This is a genomic window from Paenibacillus agri, from assembly GCF_013359945.1.
GTDB lineage: Bacteria > Bacillota > Bacilli > Paenibacillales > Paenibacillaceae > Paenibacillus_AQ > Paenibacillus_AQ agri.
The window spans coordinates 15,170-34,087 of sequence record NZ_JABWCS010000178.1 but is presented as its reverse complement, the minus strand read 5'-3'; the positions used below and the strand labels follow the sequence as shown (position 1 = coordinate 34,087).

Here is an 18,918-nt window from a genome sequence, read left to right as displayed (position 1 = left end):
TGTTTGGTGGCGATGGCGGAGGGGTTCCACGCGTACCCATCCCGAACACGACCGTTAAGCCCTCCAGCGCCGATGGTACTTGGACCGAAGGGTCCTGGGAGAGTAGGACGCCGCCAAGCACATAAGTCCTTGTTGATTAACTCAGCAAGGGCTTTTTTGTTGTCTAAAGATTCAATTTACAGAAAAAATCACAGAAGAGTTTGTGGGTAAATACAGGAAAAGTGTAAACTATTTAAAGTTACCCACATGTGGATAAGGGTTTTTAAGTGCTTTTTAGGTGAGTACTCCCCAGATTATGTGGATAGGCAGTGGGATATGTGGATACTGCCTACAAAACCGATAGATATTTTATATGAAAGAAGGATACCTATGGATAACTCTAATAAACTTGTGTGGATAGAGAATCAGGTTGTGCATGCTAGCGATACGGATTATCGTTCCAATGCTAAATTGTCCTTTATCCTGGATATGATGCAGCGTGCAGCAGATTCTGCGGTAAGCGGGCTAGGAGTTAGTTTGGAGAAGTTGCTGGAAGCAGGGATGGCCTGGATGCTAATCACCCTCGATATTGATTTTCGATCTATGCCACGGCAGAATGACTTGCTATCTATTCGAACCTGGAGCAAGGGAACCAAAGGCGCTTTGTGGCAGCGGGATTACCGAATTTTTGATAGTAGTGACAATGAGATCGCGAGCGCGCGCTCCATTTGGGCTCTGGTTGATATCGAAAAACGCAAAATTCTCCGGCCTTCAGCACTACCAGTTCCAGTGGAGCACTATGTAGCTGATTCAGTAGGAGAGATACCGAGCAAAGTGGAGATCCCTGAGGAGCTGCTTATGCAGGAAGCTTATCGTTATCAGGTAAGATACAGCGGACTAGACAATAATGGGCATTTGAACAATGCCAGATACGGCGATTTATGTTGTGATGCGCTGTCTTTGGACGAATGGGATGGAAGAACGATTAAACGTTTTAAAATTACTTATTTGCAGGAGGCAACCTTTGGACAGGAGATAACAATTACCCGGTCTTCGGTGGAAACTGGTGAAACCTATGTGCAAGGGCATTCCGGAGATACGATCTTATTCACTGCTTGTTTGATATTTGAAAGCGAAGAAAAATAGTTTGTATTTAGTACTCTTTTTTTAAATGAGATGGAGAGGTCTAGTCTGATATTGGTATGTGTTCTTTGCAGATTAGAAAGATGTATGCCTTTGCAATAAATCAGTCCTGACGTTATTTGCTGTCTTTCATTTAATGCTATAATTATTCTGTATGGAAAGGAGAGAGTTATGAAGGTACTGGTATTGGCGGAAAAGCCGTCTGTGGCGCGGGAGATTGCGCGGGTTATGGGATGTAAGGAGAAGCAGAAGAGTTATATAGAAGGACCTAAATATATAGTCACCTGGGCGTTGGGACATTTGGTTGGCCTGGCGGAGCCTGAGGATTACAACAATAAATTTGCGACCTGGGCTTTGGAGGATCTGCCGATTCTGCCGGAGAAAGCGAAGCTGAAAGTGCTGCGGGAGACGAGCCAACAGTACAAGGCGGTACAGCATCTGATGAAGCGGCAAGATGTTGGGGAGCTGATCGTTGCTACTGATGCTGCGCGTGAAGGGGAGCTGTTAGCGCGTTGGATTATGAACATGGCTGGTTGGAAAAAGCCGTTCCGGCGCCTTTGGATCTCTTCGCAGACGGATAAGGCGATCAAGGAAGGGTTTGCTGCGCTGCGGCCAGGTAAGGATTTTGACCGGTTATATGAATCGGCACGCTGCCGGGCAGAAGCTGACTGGATGATTGGGCTGAATGTAACGCGGGCATTGACCTGCAAGTTTGGCGCACCACTATCGGCGGGACGGGTGCAGACACCATCACTTGGAATGATTATGGATCGGGAAAATGAAATTACCAGCTTCCGTTCGCAGGATTTTGAGACCTTGTCTGCGGATTTTGGGCATTTTCAGGCCGGCTGGCGGGCTAATGGTGGAGATGGACGGATTTTTGATAAGGATAAGACAAAGGCCTTAAGCGAAAAGCTGACCGGACGGAACGGACGGATTACGAAGGTACTAAAAAGTGAAAAGAGCGAGCCGCATCCACTCGCTTATGACCTGACGGAGCTGCAACGCGATGCTAACCGCAAGTTCGGCTTCTCGGCGAAGCAGACATCCAGTGTATTGCAGCGCCTATATGAGCAGCATAAGCTGGTGACTTATCCGCGTACGGACAGCCGCTACCTCTCTTCAGATATGACGGGAACGTTGAAGGAGCGTCTGGATAGTGTGGCTGTCGGGCCATATGCGACACTGGCCCGCCCGCTGCTGCGCAAACCGCTGCCAATCACAAAGCGGATTGTGGATGATAGCAAGGTGAGCGATCACCATGCAATTATTCCTACGGAGCAGACGGTGCTGCTTAACGGATTAAGCACGGAGGAACGGAAGCTGTACGACCTGATCGTACGGCGCTTCATTAGCCTATTCTATCCACCGGCTCGCTACGATGCTGTAGCGGTGACTGTACAGGTGGAGGGCGAGAGCTTCCACGTCAAAGGCACCACGGTAAAAGATGCCGGATGGCGCGAGGTTTACGGCGGAGATATGAGTAACGACGACGAGGATGAGAATGCGGCGGATGAACCAGCCGCAAGCGGTGTGAAGCTCCCCGAGCTGCGCGAGGGCGAGACGGTTAGGGTCCGGCGCTGCATGGTCAAAGCCGGACGAACTCAGCCGCCGAAACGCTATACGGAGGCGTCGCTGCTGACGCAAATGGAGAAGCACGGGCTGGGCACCCCAGCCACACGCGCCGACATTATCGAGAAGCTGGTCAGCTCGGATACGATCGAGCGTCAAGGGAATCAGCTGCATCCGACCGGAAAAGGAAAGCAGCTCATCGGGCTGGTGTCGCCACAGCTGCGCACCCCGGATCTCACCGCCCGCTGGGAAGCGGAGCTGGAGAAGATCGCCCGCGGCCAAGGCCGTCCCGAGCCATTCCTGCAGGGAATCCGCAGCATGGCACAGGAGCTTGTATCTGGCGTGAAGACAAGCGTAGCGGAATATAAACCGCATAACGTCTCGAACAGTCATTGCCCGGAATGCGGAACAAGACTTCTGGAGAAGAAAAGTAAACGGGGCAAGATGCTGATCTGTCCGGCAGATAGCTGTGGCTACACCCGTTCGGGAGAGAAGCGCCTATCCAATCGCCGCTGTCCACAGTGCCATAAGAAAATGGAACTGAAAGAAGGTAAGGCAGGACTGTATGTACAGTGCCTGGGCTGTGGCATCACGGAGACGATGGATAAAGACCACAAGCATGTCAACAAGCGTGAGCAGCAAAAGCTGGTGCAGCAGTACAGCAAGCAGGAGAGCATCGGTTCAAACCTGGGTGAGCTGTTAAAGGCTGCAATGGAAGGAAAGAAGGGGAGTGACTAAAGCGGAAAACGAGAGCGAAGGGAACTGAAGATGTCTGACTTATCCCCAACATCAGTACATCAACACAGCAGCGGAGAGAGGGTTCGAACCTCGGTCTATTGCTGTAAGCTGCTGCTGGAGGGGAATAAGGGCAGTCAATAGGCAAGTGTCTATAGCAGAAGACGGAAAGATTCCAGCGGAAGACAAGCATGTTGAATAAAACCAATGGATGAGAAGTAAATCTGTTGTTCTCTATGTTTATTTGAAAGTGTCTCAGATAAAACTATGGGAATTGATAAGCTTGAGGCGTTTGGCTTCAATGACTGCCTCGACCCGGGAATGAACCCCCAGTTTCTCAAAAATGCGTGTGAGATTATATTCTACTGTCCGCTGGCTCATCAGCAGCTTAGCTGCGATATCCTTATTGCTGTTTCCATTAGCAACCTCTTGTAGGATTTCCTGTTCACGCTCGTTAATAGACACTTCTGAGAGAGCTTTTTCTTCCCTGGCTTCATTCAAACGAATTTCCCTGCGTCGAAGCTGCCGTAGTAGCGAAACTGGTATCACCGCTTCGCCTCGAAGGACGCAGCGTATGGCATTGAGAAGCTGCTCACGGGTAGCCGTTTTGCTCACAAAACCTGATACTCCGGATTCGATCAACAGATTGAAGTTGGGGCTGATCTCATAACCTGTGTAGATCAGCACCCGACTGTCCGGTAAGGTGACGATGATTCTTTTGGTCAACTCAAGGCCACTGATTACCGGCATATTCAAATCAAACAGCATAACATCAAAGCTCTCCTTCTCGACCAGTTCCAACGCTTCCATCGCTGAGAGTATCACTGTAACCTGCATTTCTGCATCCTGCTCTAACATATTCTTGGTACCTTCCCCAACCGAAGGATGGTCATCAACCAACAAGATCTTTATCATCTAATTTATTCTCGCCCTCTCTCGCAATAATTGCCGGCTCTAGTGGCAGTGCGATATGAACCTCCAGTCCTTCACCGATAATCGAGTATAAGGAAATATCCCCCTCTAGACTGCGTACCCTTTCCTGAATCCCGGACAGACCCATATGTTGGTAAGAGTCGTTCAATGTAGTGAAGTCCATTCCAATACCATTATCTTTATAGACCAGCTCGATTGCCTCCTCCTGCTGCTCCAGTCTAATCCTAACAACAGAGGCTTTGGCGTGTTTATTGGCATTGCGCAACAGCTCTTGAACAATACGAAACAGAGTTAATGTCTTTTCATCATTCATTTCAGAAATATGGCCCTGCACCTGAAAATCTATTTTATAGTTCGATCGGACCTGGGCCTGCTCAAATAACTGACCTAATGCCTCAACAATCCCCAACTCCTTGAGTAGGGGGGGCCTCATCTCATTGCAGGTCTCACGAATCTGGTGAATCACATCCAGCAATCCTTCCCGGACGTCCTCCAGTTCCTGCTGTAGCCCCGTCGGTAGATTATGATCCAGCATTATGGCTTCAAGCTTGCGGTACCAGATTAACTGATCCTGCAGCGCCGAATCGTGCAGATCAGCTGCCAGCCGGCGCCGTTCCGTCTCTGAGAGATTGAAGATCAGACGCATCGCCCAGGAAGAGGTCTCCCTGGGCTTCTGGAATTCCAGTTCCAGATCCTCAAGTAAGCTCTCAATCAAATATAGATTCTCATAGACAATAGCACTGTAATTGGCCAAGGTCTTCAACCAATCCAGTTCGTCCAGATTATACTTGCTCTTGTTCACCTTATCATCTAGCCAAAGTAAATGGAAAATAGATCCTTTTCGACCCATGACCACGCATATCCCGTTTGGAAGGGCAATGGTTTTCCCAACTTCTAGCTTATGTATGGCACTTTGAATGGCTGATATCACAGAAGAGGTGATTTCTTCTGAACTTGGATGCTGGTGATGGGAGGAGGGAGACTCCTCATTTTCGAAATCCAGGAAAATTATTTTTTCAACCGATAATATAGATAGAATTTCTTGCTCCAGCACCCGTTCCAAATCCGCTCTTTTCATGACACGCGATATCCGGCCGGAGAAATTATGCAGACTTTCTTCAAAGGTGTACAAATTCTTGTTGAAATTCGGCCTAAAGCGAAAATCAATGTATTCCTTGCTTAATAAAAACAAAGTAAGCATTAAATACACCACCATAAAAAGTTGTACCCACTTCACCCAGGAATAATTATGATGGTTCATTATGGATATACCAAAGGTAGTAATCAGCAAAGTTGGAATGAAGGAGAGAATGGCGTAGTACAGAATTCGATTTAGGACAAAGTCGATATCGAATAACTTTCGGGTGATGAACATGTACAAATAAACTGCTGGAATCGTGAATAAGAAAACAGACGCAATCTGTGGAGCAACTAACGTTATACCGAATAACCGTGGTACGCCAAACAATAGGATAAATGGTAGGAAGCCTAGCATGTGTGCGATCAAGGTTAATTTGAATAAGTTTCTCAGCGAATCACGACGGTGTACTGCGAATTTCTTTATGATTTTATACATAATATAAAGATTTAAGATAATAAAAAAGAAAAGAACTGGAGGCGATTTTCCGAAAAAATGAAGATTATGGGCTGTCAGTGCTCTTATATTTCCCAGGAGAATAATGACTCCGACAATCCAATACAAGACAACAAACAGCCGTCTTGGAACCAAGCGTTCATGATAGCGAATCAAATACTGATGAAGAAACTGTAAAAAAAATACAGGTGCGAGCGCAAATGTTGCATTAAATGCTAGCTTCCCCAGTGGATCTGCTCTTCCTGAAGAGGAGGAGCTTAAATAAGCCAATCCTGTTGACAGGAAGAAGAGAATCAGATAGATCGCGGCTTTATCCTCCCACTTTCGGTGATAGACCACTATCGAAAACCCAGCAAACACTATTACTGCAGATAATGGCAGTATAAACTCCAGCAGCAAATTCTCTGATGAAACCCCCTTATCTACAATAATCGTAATCTTCTGAGAGGGGATATCTGGCTGGTTACGAATTAACTTTATGATAGACGCTTTCTCTATAACATTATAATTCTTAACTGAGTAAAAGGCCTCCGGGGGTTCGCCATCAATTTCCTCAATGATGTCGCCCGCTAGAATACGTCCGTATCCCCAATATCCGACAGGGGTGCTTACTGCGACAATTTTTCCTGAGGGATCCTTTTTAACATCCGTGCCAATCATCCTGTGTTCGAGAATACTGTAGGATAAGTAAGCTGTCAGGAGAGTGACCATTATAGAGAATAACGCTATCTTTGAAATTTTTACCAAAATCGTTGCCTCCAAACTCTTTTATGGCATCAGAACCAATATGTCGCCCTCATAGGTTGGTTCTTGTCCTCACTGCTACCTAAAACATCTATCAATGCTCTATGTTCAACTTCGCTGATTCCTGCCAATTGAAGCTGTCCATTTTTCAGAAGAGTCCATGAGCTCGGATCTGCCATTAATGATTGAATTAATTCCTTTAACATAAAATATTCCCTCCAATCGAATTTTAAGAGATGCCTCTCGAATTCAATATAACAGGTGTAGTTACTGCTGGAAACGACAATGACACTGCTAGTCCCCGCATAATTGTTTGCGGTGTTTTGCGGTCCATTGCGGTTGCCGTGAGGCTAATCCGCCATCGCAAGGATTTGTTTTTTCCAGTTTGCAGAAATCACCATACTTTCTACTAAATCTAGATAATTGTAATAATGGGTCCTCATCCGCACTGAAGTATATAGAATCGTTCCTGACTGTTCTATAATTCTCTGAATCTCTTCTCTGCGATGAACCACTTCTTCCAACGACAGCCGTTCCTCGAAGTAATCCGAGATCCACTTCTGCTCCTCCGTTAGGGAGTGAATCAGGTAGAGCGTGGGCAGTGTTTTTTTACGGTTCCAGAAATCACTCTTATTCTCCCAATCCACTAAGTCATGAATATCATTCTTGATCTGGGCTGCAATTCCTAGTTGCTCTGCATATTCTCTAACCTCACTGTTGTATTCCCCCGTTGCAAGCAGTGTTCCAATCAGGCAAGCAGTCACCAGCAAGCCTGCAGATTTCTGCTTAACCATTTGTATGTAATCTTCTTCACTACTGATATCATTCAGTAAGTCTGTCGTCTGACCATTAATGGCTGAGAGAACTTGCTCGTTCATTAGCCGTACAGCCGCAACAAGACGATCTGGGGCAAAATCACTGGTCATTAGCATTTGTTGGGACAGCGTCAATAGTCCGAGTGCAATATTCAGTGCAATCTCCGGACTTAGCTGGTTCCACAGCATCGCTTTATTATCTTTGTCCTGGAGATCATCTATAATATCCAGACTCAGAATCATCAGTTCTATGGCTGCTGCTGGACGATAAATTTCGTTTCCTGTTCCCCAAAAGGCACGATAATGAAGAACTGTCATTCGGCTGAAGAGCATGGATTCCCGTAGCTTTTCCTCTACACAGGCCATCCCCTGCTCATATAAATGAGGTACGATAAAATAAGCCCTCAGAGTATCCTTAAGCTCTTGCTTTATGTTTTGCATAAAACTTTCCACAATATTGCCCCCTCAAATTATGATGATCCTCTTATTACTGCATCGAGTAGACGTACAACAATGACGTGACGCCAAGCAATTTTTGAATGATATGATTATTCTATAAATATTCAATAAATCCCTTCTTTTGAATTTATACCCTGTATATTAATTCCTAATGAATAGAATAAACGGACCAGGTCAGCGACCAGGTCCGTTTAGCAAGCAGTGAGATAAAATCAGGCAATATTAGTTCAGTGATGTACGGCAGTTGTGCGCTCAAAAATTAGCTCCCCGAAAGATGCTGCTTCAAGACTATATGTGTTTGGAGTGATGATTTGGAAGAGCTTCCATCCTTCACGGGCATATTTATGGATAATTTCATGATACTCTTCTGGAAAGACCTTTTTGAATTCTATTTTTACAAATTGATATTCATACACTTTAGCCTACCTCCTTAATAATTAGGCAAGAACATACCTCCTCATATTGTCCGTCAATCTCCAGAAGATTACTGACAGGAAGGTCGAAAAACGTGGTTGATAGCTGAATCGTCCATCCAAGCTTGTGCATACAAAGCGACAGCCGTTCTGTTAATCGGCCACTCTCCAACAAACTGAGTCGGCACCCCCGTTCTCCAAGCAAATGACTAGAAGTGTTAGCCGTTACGAATACTGCACCTGTAGCCGATTCCTGTAGTGAGTAGGAAGGAAACAGTTCGCTCCATATATTGAGATCCTCATTTTTTAATTTTTGAGCTACCAGCTTTACAGGATTGCAGTAGAATAGTTCATAACCGCAACGCCCGTTTCTCCAAAGTATAAACATACTCAGACTGTCTAGCTTGTTGTCATTCGGTGTCTTCGATGAATTATCCCCATTATATGATCCAGTTTGCTCTTGAAGTTCCGTAAGACTATGGATCAGGCTTATGAGATATGAATGTTTCTGAAGCTCTCTGTCTTGCAGACCGGGTGCAGCAGAGCGGAAATAACAATTTATACTTGTATCCTGTACGTTCATCTGAGTCAATAGTTTTCTCAGCATCTTCATTCGAGCTTGAATTAATGACTCAACCTGGGATTGTCTCTTGGAATTGTCGTGATATAGCAATGCCGTCCACTCTTTGTCCAAATTAGGGCGACTTTTTTGAAGATTATATCTTCCATTCACATATTACACATCCTTTTTTGATTGAATTCTTCCCGGATATTACGATAATCATAGTCCATAAATGTGAGCATCACATCGAAAGTGACCTCTCGCAATCATATGCACAATATGATTGTCCCACTGGAATTATCGTACTCCGGTGGAGATCTCAAGTGAGAGTACGGAGGGAATACGCTCATGGTCAGCCAGCCTTAACAGCTGATAACCGATACCTGAATATCCGAGGAAGAGTCCAGGTGTTCTTAACCCGCGGGGAATCCCGGTCCGGTACACACCAAGCTCTTTTTTCTCGCTTATCATCCGGCTTGCCAGAAGATGAGCCTTGCTGGCATCCTCCGGGCGTCCCAAAATTATGCTGGATTGGAGCAGTAGTTCACTGTTCCCCATATCTCCATGACACAGACAGTGACTGGCCCCGATTCCGTGGTTCAAAGTTGCTTCGGTGGCTGCTAGAATTTCGGCATGCAATATCGGCTTATTTATACCCTGTGTATTGTACATAAGGAGTCTGCCCAAGCCGATCCCTGCCGAGCCATGACACCAGTAGTTAGATTGATAGACTGCAGGGTCATCTTTGCGCAGGTCAGCCCAATTACTGTGCTCAGGGGAGAAAAGAACGCGCTCAAAGGCAAGGGTGCTTTCCGCATATTTGTTAAATTGAGCTATACCCGATTCTTCCCAGAGAAGCTGTAGGGCCATAGCAATTCCAGCCGATCCATGGCCGAAGCCAGCCAGTGGCTTGCGTGTGGCTAAAAGTGAGGGCCATGCTGTACCGCCTGAAGCAGGAATTGCATGGGACAGAAGATGCTTTCCATAGTCTATGGCGACGGCCAACGCTTGTTCGTTTCCGAACTGTTTATAAACTTGAAGCAGTACGGGAATAACACCGGCAGCGCCGCCAAGCAGATCATAACAATGATCATTGCCTACAATTGTACCTAAATGATCTACTAGATTACGTTGGATCTCTCTCCACGAAGCTTCGGCAGCTCCAAGACTGATGAAATGTGACAATGTGTAAAGAATGGATGCCTGGCCATAAAAGGCAGAACTGAAATTCGCATGAAAGGGAAGTGAGGCCAGGGAAGTCTGCAAAGCAAGACGAGCAGTGTCTGAGTAGGCCTGTTCTCCTGTAACCATTCCGAGGTATGCAAGGAATAAAGCCGGTCCAGCAGTCCCGTCATACAAGCCGCCTTTCATCGCAGATACATTCCATTGTCCGCGATAGTTCATTCCCACACCGATCCATGTTGCATCGGAACGATTCTTGTTATAGATTGCCTGTTCCAGCAGGTAGTCGCCAATTTCGGCAGCATGCTTAATATATTCTTGCGTATTGATTTCAACAATAGTGTTCTTATGCGCAGGTGAATCATCCCCGGCGGACTTAACAACGCAGGGAGAGCTACCAGCATTACAGCATTTCTGTCCGGAGGTATTCCATTCAGCTGAACCGAGAATAGAGGATATAATCCAGTGAGTCTGACGCTCCTCTTCTTTCTCATCCAATGTGATGAGACGCTGTACGGCTAGATCAAAGCTGGTTTCAGGGAAAAAATCGATGATCCTCTTGCCGCGGCTGTCGAAGAGATCGCGGGATGCAGGTGTTGTAGTAAAATAAGGAATATCCCCATACAGCAGGTCTTCCCGCTCTGAAGAAATTGCGCGTTCATCTAGAACGGTATACCAGAGGCGGTCGAGAAGCTTTTCCCGTTCAAGGGCGTCCTTAGTGTAATTGGGATGGCTGGTCTCCATCAGAAAGTTAGCATAGAATTGTGTAGGTCTGAGAATAATTCGGATCGTGTCTTGTCTAAAAGAAGCTAGTGGTCCGTCAGATTCGTCCAGCAGCTGCGTCAGATTCAGGCGGAGAATTGAACAGGCTTGGCGGAAACCGAACACAATGTCATCTACAAAGTCGCTGGCAAGGGTATCCTTTCCATCAAGCATAGGTCTGTTGTTGGAGGAACCGGAATTACTTGCTTTGCGAACAAACCGCATTGCATCGGTATCGTCATTCTCAACTTGCAGTATGGGGAAAGGCAGTTGCTGCTCACCAGCTCCACCTATACCGCTCATTTCGACTCCAAAGCCCTCTTCATTCTGATACAGCAGGAGCGGTAACAGTCCGGTGCCAATTACGGAATCAACAATTTTTTTCTTTGCTTCAACATCAGCAGTATCCGGGAAATCTAGTGCTGGATTATTGTGGAATAAAGTTTCCAAATCAATAGGTACCGGATGTTCTCCTCTGGCGATCACATTTTCCATATGAAAATCGGTACCACGTGTACTGTACAAAACAGCCAGTAATCCTCCCAGACGTTGATAAAAGCGCGCTACCTCTGCTGAAGTCTCGCAGCTTCCTGCAGTAATATATTCCTCCCATCCGTAAGTATCTTTATCAAGGACGAGGAGCGGCTGAAAGGAAGGGGTAAAGCCCTTCAGGTTCATCCAGTCCAGAAGCTTGCTAAAGTGAAGGGAAACCCCGAGCGGCTTTGGTTTGTACATTAGCTCCGCCCCGGATTCCAGGCGCAGGCGCATAACGGAACGTCCTTGTTGGTGCGCATCGCCCATTCCGGCAGAAAAGGATTCCAGCCTACTTTTATCTTGAGGCAATGCCAGAGCGGTTATGATCTCAGCGTGGTCGTATTTGAAGCGGGTAACTGCTTCAAGTACTGCTTCGACGATAAAACAAGTACGGATCATCAGTATCCGGGCAAGCATAGGGTATTCTCTATAAATAAATTCCAGTCCGTCCGTATCATGTATTTTTTGTTTTACGAAGCTATGAAATCTCTCCTCCGGAGTTTTTCCCTTCAGTTCCCCCAGTTTTTTGGCCACATGCAGCTCAAGGACCAGTGTTCGAGCTCCGCATTGTAGCAGACAGTCGGCCAGCTCACTCAGCAATTTTTCTCTCACGGAATCTGTATTTACAAATTGTTCGATGTCGCTAAGCTCATGGATTTGCTTGTCCCATTTCTGCGCAGCCCAGAGCAAGAATGGACGGAAGGCAGAGACAAGTTTCAGAGATACAGGCCCCTGAAGGGGAATGGCACGGTTCAACCGTAGCGCTTCAGCAAGTTCCGGGAGACCAAACCAATCGTGGGGACAATCTTTCGGCAGGATAGCAGGGAATTGTTCGGGATCAATCTCGGCAGTAATTATTTCTCCGAACTTCTCTTCAGCCCAATGATCCGCAGCAAGTCTGCTGCGAAATCTGCTGTCGTCCAACAGTAGTGTGTTTTTCCTCCACCGCTCGATCTCGCCAGTTTGGGTTCCCTGATCTATGCTCTTGAATTGGAGGCCCAACAAGGCTTCTCGCTCCTTCATAAAAAGGGATGCGGCATCCCGGATGTCAAGCTTGGCCATGACAAAATTGTTGATTAGCGACGGCATCATTATTCCTCCCAAAATTCTTAATGCCTTAATGCTAGCACCATCAGTTCTCGGTCGGTACTTCGCAAAAAGGCATATTTACAAGGGTTAGAGAGGCAGCTGCGCTACAGGCGGTTTTCAATTTCCGATAAAATGGTTTGCTCCAGACGGTAAGTCCCAAACGGCTTGAACCAGCGATCTAGCAGTAACTTGGCTTGGTGCAGATGCTCCGCGGCCTCTGTTTTTTTACCTTGTACAGAAAGCATAGCTGCCCAGGCTTTATGATAGCTGTAGGGCTCCCTCTTCGATAATGACTTTACTAGCACTTCAGCCTCTTGACGGGATTGAGCACCGTATAAAGGATGCAATAGAAGATGGCTGGCATAGGAACTGTCAATCATAATACGACTGGCTGAGATAGAAGCGGAAGGATGTTGAGTCAAGATGATGGGACGGATATACTTGAGTGCCTGATCAGGTTGTTCCTTATCCGCAAAATGACAATAAAGATACATTCGCAGTTCCGTCTCTTCGGCAAGTTGTTCCTGTGTTCGTTCCGGTAAGCTTTCTAGTAGCCTAACGGTAGCTGTAATAATTCCAGGGTTCCATTCCGATGGACGGCGTTCGGACAGATAATCCTTTTGTAAAATAACTCCGGCCATCAACAGCTTGGCACGGTCTGATTTCTTGTGTAGGAGCAGAAACAGCTGGCCGTCGGAATGGCTGGGCCCGTTGGATAAGGGAATTAATGTTGCCGCTCCAAGGGCAATGCTGATTCCCATGAGTGACTCCGTCCAGAAGGACCAAAAGTGGGGGAAGATCAAAATTAGCAGGGCGGTGAGCAGACTGGCAATGGGTCCGCCCAAGGACATCAAGGACCATTTGAAGGCCATTTTCTCCAGATTGTCGTTGCCTGGGGCAAAGCGCATCGTTCCGCCAAAATGCAGCCAGCTATGGTTGGGACGTAGGCTCAGAGAATGTCTGGTGAAGAGGAGGCGGAACGGCCCAACGATCATTTCCTTAGGATGCAATCCTGCCCCTAGACCTACGAGTAAATGACCAGATTCATGAACAAGAACGGCAAGTAGGAACACTGAGAAAATAATGCCGATCAAGGAAACCGCCCGGACGGTGGATGGAATTAGGAGGGTTGTCAGAATACACAACAGGGACAACAAAAGGAGGAACGGGAGAGGTGTAAGTAGTCTTTTCACATTCATGGTGTCACCAGCTTTCTTGATATGTAGTAGACCGGATTACCGAAATAATACATTCTCGATCAGGAAAATCCGAACTATATATTCCATAATATACAATATGTTAGGCGAAGGAAATACAAAGTGTACAGCCGAATTCGACTGTACACTTTGAAGGGCCTATTTAACTTGGTGTTTGTTATTCTAGCAGCTTTTAATAGTCAAAACGATCGTTACACCTACAACGATACCGCCGCCTACAGCAGCGCAGGTTGCAGAGGATGCAGCAACGGTTCCCGCAATGGCACAAATTGGTGTTGTCTCTGGCTGTACATCGGCTCCGCCATATACGCGGGATAATTCGGAATGGCTAAGTTCTACCAGAGCTTCACCGGCAGGGTGGAGATTTTCGAAAGCAGCCAAGACATCTTCTCTTTTCATTATATAATCCTCCAATTGTTATATTTTTTAATGGTTGAATTTAGCACTTTACAACAGAAAGAATAACTCCAATACCAACCCCTACAAAGAATCCGCACACTGGTGTAGTCTCAGGCTGAACATCGGCTCCACCGTGGATGCGCATCAACTCGTTATCACCTAATTCTACCAAGGGGGATCCTGCCGGATTTTCCATATCCAGCGAGCGAAGAGCAGCTTTACGATTCATGGGTTTAACCTCCTTTTGTTTGAGTTTGCTTTCTACGTTTCTAATCTTACTTTTGTTTTAGAAAACTGTGCACTACGCAAACTTGCAGTATTTTACAAAATAAAGATTGCGCTTTCCGCAAAAGATGCCCGCCATAGATTTGTGGTAATCCTAACTTGAATTTTCGGTGCAAGAGGAGACAAACCTCCCTAACATTAAAGCTGAACCGTTAAATTTGAAAGGAGAGCTGAAGATCTTGGACCTGAGCGAAAAGGAAAAAGAAGTGGCGATTTTGATCGCCCAAGGAATGAAAGATATCGATATTGCACAAAAGCTGTATATCAGCCGCAGAAGAGTCGGGGAGATTATCTTTAGAATTAAAGAAAAATGGGGAATATTGTCTAGAGTGGAAATTGGAATACTAGCCTATCATTTTGGATGGATTATTCCGCCTGAATCGGCGATTGAAGCAGAGATAAGAATGCTGAAGCGGGACCTCACCCATGCGTAGAAGAGTACCGTTCATTGAGCAAATGGAGGATGCCGAATGTGGTATAGCATGCATGGCTATGGTGTTGGCCTACTATAGATGCTCTGTTTCACTTCATGAAATCCGTGAGAGGTTCGGATTAAGCAGAGGAGGCAGCTCGCTTCTGCAGTTAATCAGTATTGGATCGGGCTACAGCATGAAAAGTAAGGGCTTCAAAGCGGATTTTGATCAGCTTCAAGGCCTGCCTCTGCCGGCAATTGCCCATTGGGAGGAGAAGCATTTTGTTGTCATTGAGCGAATTGGCAAACGCAGTGTAACCATTGTTGATCCTTCCTTCGGTCGTAAACGAATACCAAGGAAAGAGGCTGAATCTCTTTATAGCGGCTACATTCTTTGCCTTGCACCTGAGGAGTCACTTGAGCGAAGGAAGGGAAAAAACAAGTGGAGCTTTTTTGTGAAACTGGCTTTGCAACAACCTAAATGGCTTTTGTATATCCTGATTGTGTCCCTTGTTCTGCAAAGCTTCGGTTTAGTGGCACCCCAACTTACAGCTTACATTGCAGACCATCTGTTGCTGGACTCTTCACAGGATAAAATGTCTATCATTGGTGTCGCGTTGCTTTCTCTCTTTATCTTCTACGAGCTGTTCTCCATGTTGAGAGGCTGGTTCCTGGCCAAACTTCAGTCCGCCATGGATATGCTGATGATGGAGACCTTTATAGGCAAACTGTTTCGTCTCCCATACTCCTTCTTTGAGTCGAGAACCGGAGGGGAGTTGCTCTTCCGCACCAATGCCAATGTTTATATCAGACAGATACTCTCAAACCGAATGGTAAGCATTATTATTGATTTTATTTTGCTTGTTTCCTACGCCGCTCTGATGCTTACTACCTCGGCTGCACTAGGAAGTATGGTTATCGGAGTGGGCGTAGGCATTTTTACCATCCTTATTGTTACCACAATGATTACTCAGCAGTTTGCCAGTAGGGAAATCACTCAACAGAGCAGGACGCAGAGCTTCTTGGCGGAATGCATCTATGGCATCACGGATATAAAGCTTTTGGGGGCTGAAAAACAATTGTACGGATCCTGGGCCCGCTTGTTCCGTGATCAGCTCAGCACCACACAAAAACGCAGTATTTGGATCTCGCTTCTGGACTCATTTTCTTCCGGTATTCAGTTCATTCTACCGTTACTACTGTTATGGACAGGAAGCAGAGCGGTTGTTCAAGGAACCATCACACTTGGGGGATTGCTAGGATTCAATGCGCTGGCGGCTGCCTTTATGATACCGATTGTTTCTCTCGGTTCCGCTTATACTCAGCTGTTGTCGGTTGGATCGTATTTACAAAGAATTCATGATGTCGTTGAGGCAAAGGCGGAGCAGGAGGAAGGACACGAAGAGATAACGGAGTTGAAAGGGGAAATTATGATGAATAATGTCTCCTACCGATATTCTGCCTTTTCATCCGATGTTTTGCAAAATGTGAACCTAAGTATTAAACGCGGAGAAAAGCTGGCTATTGTCGGCCCTTCCGGTTCCGGGAAAAGCACGCTCGCTAAGCTGCTGCTCGGATTGTACCGCTCCACGGAAGGGGAAATATTATATGACGGCCAGTCTATTGGACAGTTAGAATTTTCTTCATTGCGGCGATGTATCGGTGCCGTTCTTCAGGAAACCAAGCTCTTTCAAAGAACCGTCGAGGATAATATTAGAATGCTGGATGAAAGTATTCCTCTGGAGCGGGTTGTGGAGGCTGCCAAAATGGCCAGTATACATGATGACATTTTGAAGCTTCCTCTCGGCTACGCAACAATTGTTTCCGAGAATGGCGCTAGTCTTTCGGGTGGACAACGCCAGAGGTTACTTTTGGCACGGGCACTGGTCAACCAGCCGCAAGTTTTGCTGCTTGATGAGGCTACGAGTGCATTGGATAACCTCTCTCAGACGGAGATTGACAGTGCGTTATCAGCTATGAATTGTACACGGATCATCATTGCTCATAGACTCAGCACAGTCATCAATGCTGACCGGATCATTGTGATGAAAGAGGGACGCATAGTTGAAACGGGGATGCATCATCAGCTTTTGGCACAAAAAGGACTTTACTATCAACTATATACGGGTGAGGAGAACAAAGAACATGAAATTGCTATTTAAATCAAAGCTGGTAAACAAAGAGGGCAAGCACGCACAGAAATTAATAGTACTTATTCTGGCAGTCGTTGTACTGTTCACACCGTTTTCAAGCAGTAGCTGGGCGCTTACATCACAGACGGCGCGCGTGCATGAATTGTGGATGGATCAGGGGGATACAGGTGTTGTCCCACCAGTGACCGTTACGGATTTCACATATCTTCCCACGACCGGAGATGAAGCTGTTCTGTCAGGAATTCGGCAAAGTCGGCTGATTATTTTCAAGGAAGGGCATTTCCCCGAACATGCCGAAGAATTACAAGATCAATTCCCACAGATCGAAGTGACAATGCTTCCCGAGGCAGGCATGCTGAGGCTGGCCGGCTATTCTCTGCCGCAGCTCCAACAGGTGGAAGCGGAGCTGCGCAGAATTTACGATGAAAGCATCGAAGAGGTGGGAGAAGATCCTAAGATTGTGGTTAGCGACAATAATGATAACATTTTAGAGGGCTTCAATGTTAATGGTAGCAACTTTATGAGAATGCAGACAGGGAGCAGCGCTGTGAAGAATACTGCTCCGCACATGCTGAATTTTCTCCGCGAAGCGCAAACCGATAGTATAAACGACGGTTCACCTCTTACCGCTAAGGCTTTTCTGTATCAACAGTGGGGTTGGGATATCAAGGAGGTAACGGACGACGAACAAAGCCTATCAGTGCAGATCGGAAATCATGATGTTGTTGTTGCAGTGGTGGATAGCGGTATTGATACGACGCATCCCGATTTAAGTTCCAACATCGTTCGTGAAGGTAAATCCTTTGTACCTGGTGTTACCGATACGTTCGACCGTATAGGACATGGAACGATGGTTGCGGGCACGATTGCCGCAAATGGAAGGCTTCTTGGGGTTGGACCCAATCTTGGATTAGCATCGTATAAAGTGTTTGATCAGGGAGAAGCCGACAGTTCATGGGTTGTCGAAGCCATTATCCAGGCTGTGCGCGATGATGTTGATGTTATTAATCTTAGTCTGGGGACTTATAAATCTCTGCTCAAACCAGATGATCAGGCCATCCTAATCGCTTATTCGCGGGCCATTGCCTATGCTTATCTGAAAGGGGTTGTTGTAGTGGCTTCATCCGGCACGGACGGGCTGGATATAGGCAATCCTTTTCGTCTGGCTGAAAGCAAGGGTTGGAAAAATGATTTGGCGGTTCATGCTCCGGGAGGATTGCCGGGTGTAATTACCGTAGCTGCTTCAAACCGTGAGCACGAGCTGGCTTATTACTCTAATTATGGCCTGCGCAATATGATTACTGCTCCCGCAGGTGATTATGGTAGCACATGGTTTACTAAAGGAGAGCTAAACCTATTAAGTATGTGTTTGACCACGTACCCTACTCAGTTACCCCAGTCATTCCTCAGTCAGCTTGTCGGGCTGCCCGCTGGCTATGAGTTTATGATCGGGACCAGTCTTGCGGCCCCCAAAGTCTCCGCAGCAGCAGCATTGCTAATTGCAGAGGGGCGGGAAAAAGGGATCAGAATGAGTCCGGACATTATTCAGCGGATGTTGTTCCAAAATGCCACGGATTATGGGACCAACTTAGGAGCGGGTGTGGTCAATGTATATAGAGCATTAAAGAATATACACAAGTAAGCGAGATCAAAATTCACATAATCTTAAGTAGTCTGTGCAGTAGCAGTGCTCTATAAAGTGAAACAGGTTTCAACTCAGTCCTGTGTTTCCTCCTCCGGGGTGGAACACAGGATTTTTAGATATCAAGAATTGAAGCTTTTTGTATATGTTAAATTTGACGTTTACGTTAACATTATATATAATAAAAAAACGAAATAAAAAAGCAAGTCGACATGGATTCACTGGGCAATAAGCGCTAGGTAATTTCTTTCTATATTAATGAAAGAAATTATAGATCAAAAAGGGGGCTGTGAG

General features: G+C 46.2%; 15 protein-coding genes and 1 rRNA gene. 6 read left to right on the top strand and 10 right to left on the bottom strand.

Translation table 11 applies throughout. The features are described from left to right. The first annotated feature begins 2 nt into the window (after positions 1 to 2). From rrf to HPT30_RS01840, 3 genes are all read left to right on the top strand, one after another. Positions 3 to 119, top strand: a 5S ribosomal RNA gene (rrf, locus tag HPT30_RS01850). 250 nt (positions 120 to 369) lie between these two features. Continuing rightward, positions 370 to 1,125, top strand: coding sequence for an acyl-[acyl-carrier-protein] thioesterase (locus tag HPT30_RS01845; RefSeq protein WP_175369830.1), 756 nt, complete (start codon positions 370 to 372; stop codon positions 1,123 to 1,125). Positions 1,126 to 1,293: 168 nt separating this feature from the next. Beyond that, a complete protein-coding gene (locus HPT30_RS01840) occupies positions 1,294 to 3,432 on the top strand; it encodes a DNA topoisomerase III (protein ID WP_175369829.1) in 2,139 nt (712 codons plus the stop codon). A 252-nt stretch (positions 3,433 to 3,684) separates the two neighbouring features. On the opposite strand, the gene HPT30_RS01835 is transcribed toward HPT30_RS01840, so the two are convergent. The 10 genes from HPT30_RS01835 to HPT30_RS01790 all read right to left on the bottom strand — a co-directional run bounded on the left by HPT30_RS01835 (position 3,685) and on the right by HPT30_RS01790 (position 14,361). After that, positions 3,685 to 4,344: a response regulator gene (locus tag HPT30_RS01835; RefSeq protein ID WP_175369828.1), complete on the bottom strand. Its 660-nt coding sequence runs from the start codon at positions 4,342 to 4,344 to the stop codon at positions 3,685 to 3,687. Further along, positions 4,322 to 6,703 carry a sensor histidine kinase gene (locus HPT30_RS01830; RefSeq protein ID WP_175369827.1) on the bottom strand — a complete coding sequence of 794 codons (2,382 nt, stop codon included), beginning with the start codon at positions 6,701 to 6,703 and terminating at the stop codon, positions 4,322 to 4,324. Before HPT30_RS01830 ends, HPT30_RS01835 begins: the two co-directional genes overlap by 23 nt. A gap of 29 nt (positions 6,704 to 6,732) precedes the next feature. Further along, the gene (gene comX / locus HPT30_RS01825; protein WP_175369826.1) at positions 6,733 to 6,906 is read right to left on the bottom strand and encodes a competence pheromone ComX; all 174 of its coding nucleotides are present in this window, start codon (positions 6,904 to 6,906) and stop codon (positions 6,733 to 6,735) included. Positions 6,907 to 7,050: 144 nt separating this feature from the next. Next, complete coding sequence (locus HPT30_RS01820) at positions 7,051 to 7,968, bottom strand: polyprenyl synthetase family protein (RefSeq protein WP_175369825.1); 918 nt, start codon at positions 7,966 to 7,968, stop codon at positions 7,051 to 7,053. 233 nt (positions 7,969 to 8,201) lie between these two features. Beyond that, positions 8,202 to 8,390, bottom strand: a complete 189-nt coding sequence (locus HPT30_RS01815; protein WP_175369824.1) for a DUF4177 domain-containing protein — start codon at positions 8,388 to 8,390, stop codon at positions 8,202 to 8,204. 1 nt (position 8,391) lies between these two features. Continuing rightward, positions 8,392 to 9,120: a nitroreductase family protein gene (locus HPT30_RS01810; RefSeq protein WP_175369823.1), complete on the bottom strand. Its 729-nt coding sequence runs from the start codon at positions 9,118 to 9,120 to the stop codon at positions 8,392 to 8,394. A 126-nt stretch (positions 9,121 to 9,246) separates the two neighbouring features. Continuing rightward, complete coding sequence (locus HPT30_RS01805) at positions 9,247 to 12,519, bottom strand: type 2 lanthipeptide synthetase LanM family protein (protein WP_175369822.1); 3,273 nt, start codon at positions 12,517 to 12,519, stop codon at positions 9,247 to 9,249. Between the two features lie 101 nt (positions 12,520 to 12,620). After that, on the bottom strand, positions 12,621 to 13,610 hold the full coding sequence (locus tag HPT30_RS01800; RefSeq protein WP_175369821.1) for a site-2 protease family protein: 990 nt from the start codon (positions 13,608 to 13,610) through the stop codon (positions 12,621 to 12,623). Between the two features lie 285 nt (positions 13,611 to 13,895). After that, positions 13,896 to 14,132, bottom strand: a complete 237-nt coding sequence (locus HPT30_RS01795) for a mersacidin family lantibiotic (RefSeq protein WP_175369820.1) — start codon at positions 14,130 to 14,132, stop codon at positions 13,896 to 13,898. Positions 14,133 to 14,172: 40 nt separating this feature from the next. Continuing rightward, entirely contained in the window at positions 14,173 to 14,361 is a 189-nt protein-coding gene (locus HPT30_RS01790) for a mersacidin family lantibiotic (protein ID WP_175369819.1), read from the bottom strand. Positions 14,362 to 14,596: 235 nt separating this feature from the next. Here HPT30_RS01790 and HPT30_RS01785 point away from each other — a divergent pair, with 235 nt between their 5' ends. Genes HPT30_RS01785 through HPT30_RS01775 form a run of 3 tightly spaced genes read left to right on the top strand, consistent with a single transcriptional unit; the run spans position 14,597 to position 18,624 of the window. Then, positions 14,597 to 14,851 (top strand): response regulator transcription factor, encoded by a 255-nt coding sequence (locus tag HPT30_RS01785; protein ID WP_376766982.1) that lies wholly within the window; start codon positions 14,597 to 14,599, stop codon positions 14,849 to 14,851. Continuing rightward, a complete protein-coding gene (locus HPT30_RS01780) occupies positions 14,844 to 16,991 on the top strand; it encodes a peptidase domain-containing ABC transporter (RefSeq protein WP_175369818.1) in 2,148 nt (715 codons plus the stop codon). Before HPT30_RS01785 ends, HPT30_RS01780 begins: the two co-directional genes overlap by 8 nt. Next, positions 16,975 to 18,624 (top strand): S8 family serine peptidase, encoded by a 1,650-nt coding sequence (locus HPT30_RS01775; protein WP_175369817.1) that lies wholly within the window; start codon positions 16,975 to 16,977, stop codon positions 18,622 to 18,624. The genes HPT30_RS01780 and HPT30_RS01775 overlap by 17 nt, the downstream gene beginning before the upstream one ends. The last annotated feature ends 294 nt before the right edge of the window (positions 18,625 to 18,918 follow it).

Excerpts from the sequence above, each read along its gene's own strand:
- HPT30_RS01835 (WP_175369828.1), bottom strand. The coding sequence starts at position 4,344 with ATGATAAAGATCTTGTTGGTTGATGACCATCCTTCGGTTGGGGAAGGT.
- HPT30_RS01795 (WP_175369820.1), bottom strand. The coding sequence starts at position 14,132 with ATGAAAAGAGAAGATGTCTTGGCTGCTTTCGAAAATCTCCACCCTGCC.
- HPT30_RS01775 (WP_175369817.1), top strand. The coding sequence starts at position 16,975 with ATGAAATTGCTATTTAAATCAAAGCTGGTAAACAAAGAGGGCAAGCAC.
- comX (WP_175369826.1), bottom strand. The coding sequence starts at position 6,906 with ATGTTAAAGGAATTAATTCAATCATTAATGGCAGATCCGAGCTCATGG.
- HPT30_RS01845 (WP_175369830.1), top strand. The coding sequence starts at position 370 with ATGGATAACTCTAATAAACTTGTGTGGATAGAGAATCAGGTTGTGCAT.
- HPT30_RS01840 (WP_175369829.1), top strand. The coding sequence starts at position 1,294 with ATGAAGGTACTGGTATTGGCGGAAAAGCCGTCTGTGGCGCGGGAGATT.
- HPT30_RS01780 (WP_175369818.1), top strand. The coding sequence starts at position 14,844 with ATGCGTAGAAGAGTACCGTTCATTGAGCAAATGGAGGATGCCGAATGT.
- HPT30_RS01790 (WP_175369819.1), bottom strand. The coding sequence starts at position 14,361 with ATGAATCGTAAAGCTGCTCTTCGCTCGCTGGATATGGAAAATCCGGCA.
- HPT30_RS01805 (WP_175369822.1), bottom strand. The coding sequence starts at position 12,519 with ATGATGCCGTCGCTAATCAACAATTTTGTCATGGCCAAGCTTGACATC.